Annotated in this window: 12 protein-coding genes and 1 pseudogene; 1 reads left to right on the plus strand and 12 read right to left on the minus strand. The window is 50.0% G+C overall.

The features are described 5' to 3' along the window. Nucleotides 1-224 precede the first annotated feature (224 nt). Nucleotides 225-1,652, plus strand: coding sequence for an NAD-dependent succinate-semialdehyde dehydrogenase (locus WBJ47_RS05700; protein WP_422243515.1), 1,428 nt, complete (start codon nt 225-227; stop codon nt 1,650-1,652). Between the two features lie 85 nt (nt 1,653-1,737). On the opposite strand, the gene rpsQ is transcribed toward WBJ47_RS05700, so the two are convergent. From rpsQ to WBJ47_RS05760, 12 genes and pseudogenes are all read right to left on the minus strand, one after another. Beyond that, nucleotides 1,738-2,016: a 30S ribosomal protein S17 gene (gene rpsQ, locus WBJ47_RS05705; protein ID WP_312852154.1), complete on the minus strand. Its 279-nt coding sequence runs from the start codon at nt 2,014-2,016 to the stop codon at nt 1,738-1,740. Between the two features lies 1 nt (nt 2,017). Beyond that, nucleotides 2,018-2,209: a 50S ribosomal protein L29 gene (rpmC, locus tag WBJ47_RS05710; protein ID WP_312852155.1), complete on the minus strand. Its 192-nt coding sequence runs from the start codon at nt 2,207-2,209 to the stop codon at nt 2,018-2,020. A 9-nt stretch (nt 2,210-2,218) separates the two neighbouring features. Further along, nucleotides 2,219-2,635 carry a 50S ribosomal protein L16 gene (gene rplP / locus WBJ47_RS05715; RefSeq protein WP_290198437.1) on the minus strand — a complete coding sequence of 139 codons (417 nt, stop codon included), beginning with the start codon at nt 2,633-2,635 and terminating at the stop codon, nt 2,219-2,221. 2 nt (nt 2,636-2,637) lie between these two features. Continuing rightward, nucleotides 2,638-3,435 carry a 30S ribosomal protein S3 gene (rpsC, locus tag WBJ47_RS05720; protein WP_422243507.1) on the minus strand — a complete coding sequence of 266 codons (798 nt, stop codon included), beginning with the start codon at nt 3,433-3,435 and terminating at the stop codon, nt 2,638-2,640. Between the two features lie 9 nt (nt 3,436-3,444). After that, nucleotides 3,445-3,774: a 50S ribosomal protein L22 gene (rplV, locus tag WBJ47_RS05725; protein WP_028816422.1), complete on the minus strand. Its 330-nt coding sequence runs from the start codon at nt 3,772-3,774 to the stop codon at nt 3,445-3,447. A gap of 3 nt (nt 3,775-3,777) precedes the next feature. Beyond that, a complete protein-coding gene (gene rpsS, locus WBJ47_RS05730) occupies nt 3,778-4,053 on the minus strand; it encodes a 30S ribosomal protein S19 (protein ID WP_028816421.1) in 276 nt (91 codons plus the stop codon). Between the two features lie 11 nt (nt 4,054-4,064). After that, a complete protein-coding gene (gene rplB, locus WBJ47_RS05735) occupies nt 4,065-4,892 on the minus strand; it encodes a 50S ribosomal protein L2 (protein ID WP_422243508.1) in 828 nt (275 codons plus the stop codon). Beyond that, nucleotides 4,893-5,189, minus strand: a complete 297-nt coding sequence (gene rplW / locus WBJ47_RS05740) for a 50S ribosomal protein L23 (protein ID WP_422243509.1) — start codon at nt 5,187-5,189, stop codon at nt 4,893-4,895. Next, nucleotides 5,186-5,806, minus strand: coding sequence for a 50S ribosomal protein L4 (gene rplD / locus WBJ47_RS05745; protein ID WP_422243510.1), 621 nt, complete (start codon nt 5,804-5,806; stop codon nt 5,186-5,188). The genes rplW and rplD overlap by 4 nt, the downstream gene beginning before the upstream one ends. Before the next feature lie 3 nt (nt 5,807-5,809). Further along, on the minus strand, nt 5,810-6,499 hold the full coding sequence (rplC, locus tag WBJ47_RS05750; RefSeq protein ID WP_422243511.1) for a 50S ribosomal protein L3: 690 nt from the start codon (nt 6,497-6,499) through the stop codon (nt 5,810-5,812). Nucleotides 6,500-6,689: 190 nt separating this feature from the next. Continuing rightward, nucleotides 6,690-7,001, minus strand: coding sequence for a 30S ribosomal protein S10 (gene rpsJ / locus WBJ47_RS05755; RefSeq protein ID WP_003806903.1), 312 nt, complete (start codon nt 6,999-7,001; stop codon nt 6,690-6,692). A 54-nt stretch (nt 7,002-7,055) separates the two neighbouring features. After that, nucleotides 7,056-7,179 (minus strand): annotated as a pseudogene (locus WBJ47_RS05760) (elongation factor Tu); the annotation flags it as partial.

A 7,179-nucleotide genomic window follows, 5' to 3' on the forward strand; every position in this document is an offset into this window, starting at 1 on the left:
GTCAAATCAGTCAGTTTTGGTCCCGTTAGGTGCCACAGAGCACCCTGGGTTGAAATCTGCTAATTATTTCCACACTTTTTATGTTTCGTTGTTTTAAAACGGCACACGAATTGCGGGAAAGCCGTGCAGTATATCGTAGTATTTTTTTTTGTGCAAGTGCTATTCAGATATGTCATATTATCTGTTTAGCGCTTTTGCCAATTTTTTGTTGTATTGGAGCCTCAATGTACCCTAAGCAAACCCTTTATATCAATGGTGAGTTCATTTCTGGCGAAGGTCGTCAGTCTCAGGACATCATTAATCCTGCGACTCTTGAGGTTCTTGGCCAATTGCCGCATGCAACACAGGCCGATCTTGATATGGCTCTTCACTCTGCTGAATTGGCTTTTGCTAGCTGGAAAAAGTCTTCGCCCATGGATCGCTCCGCAATTTTGCGGAAAGTTGGGCAACTCACGCGAGATCGTGCACAGGATATCGCACGAAACATGACGCTTGATCAAGGAAAGCCCTTGGCTGAAGCCCTCGGAGAGGTTGTTGGTTGTGCCGACCATTGTGATTGGCATGCGGAGGAGTGTCGCCGTATCTATGGGCGAGTAGTTTTGCCAAGAAACGCCGATGTGCGACAACTTGTTTTAAAAGAACCTATCGGTGTCTGCGTTGCTTTTACACCTTGGAATTTCCCATACAACCAGGCTATTAGAAAAATTTGTGCGGCGATTGGTGCTGGTTGCACTGTCATTCTCAAAGGGCCTGAAGATTCTCCGAGTGCAGTCATGGCTATTGCGCAGATGTTCCATGACGCTGGCTTGCCTCCCGGTGTCTTGAGTTTGGTCTGGGGCGAGCCCGCCAAAGTTTCTGATTACCTTATCCGTTCACCAATCAGTCGTAAAGTCTCATTTACTGGCTCTGTGCCAGTTGGCAAACAGTTAGCAGCTCTTGCAGGGGCTCATATGAAACGCGTCACCATGGAGCTTGGTGGACACTCACCTGTTATTGTTTTTGATGATGCAGATGTTGAACGTGCAGCAACAATGCTTGCTAAATTCAAGGTAAGAAACGCCGGTCAGGTTTGTGTTTCACCCACTCGTTTTTATGTTCAAAAGAAAGTCTACGACAAGTTTCTCGCTAAATTTATCGATGTACTTAAACAAGTCAAAGTAGGTAATGGTTTAGAAGATGGCGTTGAAATGGGGCCTCTCGCTCATGAGCGTCGTGTACCTGCCATTGAAAGATTTGTTGAGGACTCACGCAAGCGTGGTGCAAAAATTGAAATTGGTGGCGATGCAATGAGTGGCAAGGGTTTCTTTTTCCCGCCTACCGTCATTACTGGGTTGAAAGATGACTCGATGCTTATGACAGAAGAACCATTCGGCCCAATCGCACCAGTCGTGCCTTTCGATAATATCGATGAAGTCATCACACGTGCAAATAGCCTACCTTTTGGATTGTCTTCATACATATTTACAAACTCACTTCAGACTGCTACCAAAATTTCAAACTCTATCGAAGCTGGAATGGTCAACATTAACCATTTCGGTAGCGCACTTCCTGAAACGCCTTTTGGCGGCATCAAGGACAGCGGAATTGGAAGCGAAGGTGGTTCAGAAACTTTTGATGGATATTTAGTCACTAAGTTTGTTACACATATTTAACACACTGTGTGCACGTCATCATTGACGTGCATAAAAAAAACGCGCCATGTAGATGGCGCGTTTTTTTACTACAGTCAGGTAATCTTTAGATCACGCGAGCAGCTTCGATCAATTTCGTAGCAGTCCAGGACTTGGACCGTGAAATTGGACGACCTTCTGCGATTTCTACAGTGTCACCTTCGTTGTACTGATTGGTTTCATCATGCGCTTTGTATTTAGCTGAGCGCATAATGATCTTGCCAAGCATAGGATGCTTAACACGACGCTCCACCAACACCACGATGGTTTTATCCATCTTGTTGCTGACGACTTTACCAACCAGCGTACGCTGACGCTTAGGTTTTGTTGTTTGAGCTGTGGTCATATTATGATCCCGCCTTCTCAGTCAACAATGTACGTACGCGAGCGATGTCGCGACGAACTTTACTGATCTGAGTATGGTTGGTGAGTTGCTGAGTAGCCCGCTGCATACGCAGACCAAATTGGGCTTTCAACAGGCTTTCAAGCTCTTGACCGAGCTCGGCGGCAGTTTTTGCACGAAGTTCGCTTGCTTTCATATCGATTCCTTAAGTACCGAGGTGACGCGCGACGAATGTTGTGGCGATTGGAAGCTTAGCTGCTGCAAGGCGGAACGCCTCACGCGCGATTTCTTCACTCACACCTTCCATTTCGTACAGCACTTTGCCTGGCTGGATTTCAGCAACCCAATACTCTGGATTACCTTTACCGTTACCCATCCGAACTTCAGCTGGTTTCTGTGAAATTGGCTTGTCGGGGAAGATACGGATCCAAATACGTCCGCCACGCTTGATGTGGCGATTGATCGCACGACGTGCGGATTCAATCTGGCGAGCGGTAAGACGGCCACGACCTGTGGCCTTCAAACCGAATTCGCCGAATGAAACGTTAGCGCCGCGTGTAGCGAGACCAGTGTTACGGCCTTTTTGCTCTTTGCGATATTTCCTGCGTGCTGGTTGCAGCATGCTTATTCTCCTTCAGGCGCAGGCGCAGCGGCATCAGCCTTGCGCGGTGCACGACCACGACCAGCGGGACGAGCAGCCGGACGGCCACCTTCGGGCTTGTCAGCACGAGGGGCACGACGTGGGCGACGCTCTTCTTCGCGGGGCGCAACGGTTTCAACAGGCATTTCGCCGTTAGCCAACATGTCGCCTTTATAGACCCAGACTTTGATACCAATCACACCATAGGTGGTATGGGCTTCAGAAGTACCGTAATCAATATTTGCACGCAAAGTATGAAGTGGCACGCGACCTTCACGATACCATTCAGTACGGGCAATTTCGATACCATTCAGACGGCCTGCACTCATGATCTTGATGCCTAAAGCACCCAGACGCATTGCATTTTGCATAGCACGCTTCATGGCGCGACGGAACATGATCCGCTTTTCAAGCTGCTGCGAAATTGAATCCGCAATCAACTGAGCGTCGGTTTCTGGCTTGCGAATCTCTTCGATGTTGACGTGAACAGGCACGCCCATCAAACGCTGCAAATCAGCTTTGAGGCCTTCGATGTCCTCACCACGCTTACCAATCACAACTCCAGGACGTGCAGAGTAGACAGTAATACGTGCGTTTTTAGCAGGACGCTCAATGACCACGCGACCAACAGATGCGCTTTTGAGTTTCTTTTTTAGGTACTCACGGACACGAATATCAGAGGCAAGCATGCCACTGAAGTCTTTGTCGTCTGCGTACCACTTCGAGCCCCAATTACGTGTAACCGCAAGGCGGAACCCAATCGGGTGAATTTTCTGACCCATCGTGACTCCTTAGGCTCCGACCTTCACAGTAATGTGGCAGGTCTGCTTTTCAATCTGGTTACCGCGCCCTTTGGCTCGTGCGGAAAAGCGCTTCATCGACTCAGCCTTGTCCACAAAAATCGTGGTGACTTTGAGTTCGTCGATATCTGCACCGTCGTTGTGCTCGGCATTGGCGATCGCTGATTCAACAGCTTTCTTCAAGATGCCGGCGGCCTTCTTATTTGTGAAGGTCAGGATGTTCAATGCCTGAGCAACAGATTTACCACGGATAAGATCCGCAACAAGTCTTGTCTTCTGGGCAGAGATATGCACCCCACGGATAATGGCTTGAGTTTCCATGGATTACCTCTTGGCCTTTTTGTCTGCAGCGTGCCCTTTAAAGGTACGAGTCAGCGCAAACTCACCGAGTTTATGTCCAACCATGTTCTCGTTGATGTAAACGGGAACGTGCTGGCGACCGTTATGAACAGCAATCGTCAGACCGATGAAGTCTGGCAGGATCGTTGAACGACGTGACCAAGTTTTGATCGGTTTCTTGCCCTTTTCGGCGATAGCAACCTCGACCTTTTTGATCAGGTGTGCATCGACGAATGGGCCTTTCTTGACTGAACGTGACATGATTCGCCCTCTTATTTACGCTTGCGGCGCTGGACGATCATATTGTCCGTCCGCTTGTTGCTACGAGTCTTGTAACCCTTAGCTGGGGTACCCCATGGACTACGTGGCTCGCCGCCTTCTCCGGTACGACCTTCACCACCACCGTGTGGGTGATCAACCGGGTTCATTGCGACACCACGCACCGTGGGACGAATACCGCGCCAACGAACTGCACCCGCTTTACCGATTTGGCGCAAGCTGTGCTCTTCGTTGCCGACTTCACCGATCGTTGCACGGCATTCAATGTGCACGCGACGAACTTCACCTGAACGCAGGCGAACCTGAGCGTAAGTGCCTTCGCGAGCCAACAGAACAGCCGATGCACCAGCCGAACGTGCCATTTGGGCACCCTTGCCGGGCAACATTTCGATGCAGTGAATCGTTGTACCCACAGGGATGTTGCGAATAGGTAAGGTGTTACCTGCGCGGATGGGGGCTTCTACACCCGACAACAGCGTTGTACCTACTTCAAGACCACGAGGAGCGATAATGTAACGACGCTCACCGTCCGCATAACAAAGCAAAGCGATGTGTGCAGTGCGGTTTGGGTCATATTCCAGACGCTCAACCTTTGCTGGAATGCCGTCTTTGTTGCGACGGAAATCCACCAAACGGTAGTGCTGCTTATGACCACCACCACGGTGGCGAATTGTGATGTGACCGTTGTTATTACGGCCAGATCCACGGATTTTCTTTTCGAGCAACGCAGCAACCGGTGCGCCTTTATGCAGATTAGGTGTGACCACCTTAAGCATGCCACGGCGTCCGGGCGAGGTTGGCTTAACTTTTAAGAGAGCCATTTAGTTGACCTCCGCCAGGTTGATTTCTTGACCATCTTTGAGCGAGACGTAGGCCTTACGCTCATTACGACGGCGACCGACGAAACGACCGAAACGCTTTGCCTTGCCTTTACGATTCAACACCCGAACAGCTTCAACTTGCACTTTAAAGAGCAACTCGACAGCAGCTTTAATTTCAGGCTTAGTTGCATCAGCAATGACACGAAATGCGACCTGGTTGTTCTTCTCTGCAACAAAAGTGGCTTTTTCAGTCACGATTGGTGCCAAGATGATTTGCATTAGACGATGATCGTTCATGCCAGCATCTCCTCGAGTTGAGCGATGGCCTGCTTTGTGATCAATACTTTTTTGTAATGAATCAACGAAAGCGGATCGGCATTGCGCGGCTCGACGACAGCAACGTGCGGCAAATTGCGCGTCGCGAGGTAAAGGTTTTCATCGACTGTATCGGTGATAATCAACACCGACTCCAAACCAAAAGTCTTAAGCTTTTCAGCTGCGAGTTTTGTTTTTGGGGCTTCGAGTGTAAATGAATCAACGATTGAGATACGGTCTTCGCGAGCTAACTGTGAAAGGATCGAGCGAATTCCCGCGCGATACATTTTCTTGTTAACTTTTTGGCTGAAGTTTTCTTCAGGCGAATTTGGGAACGCACGACCACCCCCACGCCACAAGGGCGAGGAAGTCATACCAGCACGTGCGCGGCCAGTACCTTTTTGATTGAATGGCTTTTTGGTCGAGTGACGAACAGCATCACGACCTTTTTGAGCACGGTTACCTGATCGTGCATTAGCCTGAAAGGCAATGACGATTTGGTGAACGAGTGCTTCGTTAAAATCACGACCAAACACTGTGTCAGGAGCAGCAAATGTTGCTGATGACTGACCTTGATCATTTAGGAGCTTGATATCCATGGATTAGGCTCCCTTTTTAGCAGGTGCTTTGACTGCCGGGCGCACGAGAATGTCTCCGCCAGCATAGCCAGGGACTGCGCCCTTAACCATCAGCAGACCACGCTCAGCGTCAACACGGACGACGTCAAGGTTTTGCACGGTGCGCGTGTCATCACCAAGGTGACCTGACATGCGCTTACCGGGGAAAATTCGACCAGGATCTTGCGCCTGACCAATCGAACCAGGAACGCGGTGCGAACGGCTGTTACCGTGTGATGCGCGCTGTGATTTGAAATGGTGACGCTTGATTGTGCCGGCGAAACCTTTACCAATTGTGGTACCGGTGACGTCAACTTGCTGGCCAGCTTCGAAAATGCTCTCAACAGCGACCACGCTACCTGGCGTGAATTCGGCTGCGCGAGCAGGATCAAGACGGAATTCTTTGAGGATACTTCCGGCCTCTACACCAGCTTTGGCGTAATGACCTGTTTGTGGCTTGGCTACACGGGAAGCGCGACGAGCGCCGTAAGCAACTTGAATGGCGGCATAGCCGTCAGACTCAAGTGACTTTACCTGGGTGACGCGGTTGTTCGACACGTCCAGTACTGTTACGGGGATGGACTCGCCATCTTCCGTAAAAATACGGGTCATGCCGACCTTGCGGCCCACCAGCCCAAGCCGATGTGCGGCAGGCGTGGGTGTCGATTTCGACATCGTTTTCTCCGGGGTAAAAACCCGATTCCCGACTTCGATTGGTCGGGGCTGATAAAACCCGAATATTTCGGGTGCTCATTATTTCTTGCCAAAATACGGCAAGTCTTACATTCTAGCACCAACGGTTGCTGCATTGCAAGCCAAATTGACTTGTCATGCAGTAACCATGCGGGGCTAAATTTCTAAATCATTACTGAAGTGCGATTTCTACGTCAACACCAGCTGGCAAATCGAGGCGCATCAGTGCATCAACTGTTTTATCAGTCGGGTCAACAATGTCCATCAAGCGCTGATGTGTCCGGATTTCGAACTGGTCACGAGAAGTTTTGTTCACGTGTGGTGAACGCAACACGTCATAACGACGAATACGCGTTGGCAGTGGAACCGGTCCTCGTACCACTGCACCGGTACGCTTGGCCGTATCAACGATCTCTGCAGCCGACTGATCGATGAGTTTGTAGTCAAACGCTTTCAGGCGGATACGGATTTTTTGATTTTTCATGGCGATTCTCAAAGAGCGATATGCTGCGAGCTATTCAGCTCGCAGCGAAACAAATTACTTCAGGATTTTAGCAACGACGCCGGCGCCGACGGTACGGCCACCTTCGCGAATTGCAAAACGCAGACCTTCTTCCATGGCGATTGGTGCGAGCAGCTTAACTGTCATACCAACGTTGTCG

The sequence above is a fragment of the Zwartia sp. genome, from assembly GCF_049655405.1.
In the GTDB taxonomy this organism is placed as follows: Bacteria; Pseudomonadota; Gammaproteobacteria; order Burkholderiales; family Burkholderiaceae_B; genus Zwartia.

Excerpts from the sequence above, each read along its gene's own strand:
- WBJ47_RS05700 (WP_422243515.1), top strand. The coding sequence starts at position 225 with ATGTACCCTAAGCAAACCCTTTATATCAATGGTGAGTTCATTTCTGGC.
- rpsQ (WP_312852154.1), bottom strand. The coding sequence starts at position 2,016 with ATGACCACAGCTCAAACAACAAAACCTAAGCGTCAGCGTACGCTGGTT.
- rpmC (WP_312852155.1), bottom strand. The coding sequence starts at position 2,209 with ATGAAAGCAAGCGAACTTCGTGCAAAAACTGCCGCCGAGCTCGGTCAA.
- rplP (WP_290198437.1), bottom strand. The coding sequence starts at position 2,635 with ATGCTGCAACCAGCACGCAGGAAATATCGCAAAGAGCAAAAAGGCCGT.
- rpsC (WP_422243507.1), bottom strand. The coding sequence starts at position 3,435 with ATGGGTCAGAAAATTCACCCGATTGGGTTCCGCCTTGCGGTTACACGT.
- rplV (WP_028816422.1), bottom strand. The coding sequence starts at position 3,774 with ATGGAAACTCAAGCCATTATCCGTGGGGTGCATATCTCTGCCCAGAAG.
- rpsS (WP_028816421.1), bottom strand. The coding sequence starts at position 4,053 with ATGTCACGTTCAGTCAAGAAAGGCCCATTCGTCGATGCACACCTGATC.
- rplB (WP_422243508.1), bottom strand. The coding sequence starts at position 4,892 with ATGGCTCTCTTAAAAGTTAAGCCAACCTCGCCCGGACGCCGTGGCATG.
- rplW (WP_422243509.1), bottom strand. The coding sequence starts at position 5,189 with ATGAACGATCATCGTCTAATGCAAATCATCTTGGCACCAATCGTGACT.
- rplD (WP_422243510.1), bottom strand. The coding sequence starts at position 5,806 with ATGGATATCAAGCTCCTAAATGATCAAGGTCAGTCATCAGCAACATTT.
- rplC (WP_422243511.1), bottom strand. The coding sequence starts at position 6,499 with ATGTCGAAATCGACACCCACGCCTGCCGCACATCGGCTTGGGCTGGTG.
- rpsJ (WP_003806903.1), bottom strand. The coding sequence starts at position 7,001 with ATGAAAAATCAAAAAATCCGTATCCGCCTGAAAGCGTTTGACTACAAA.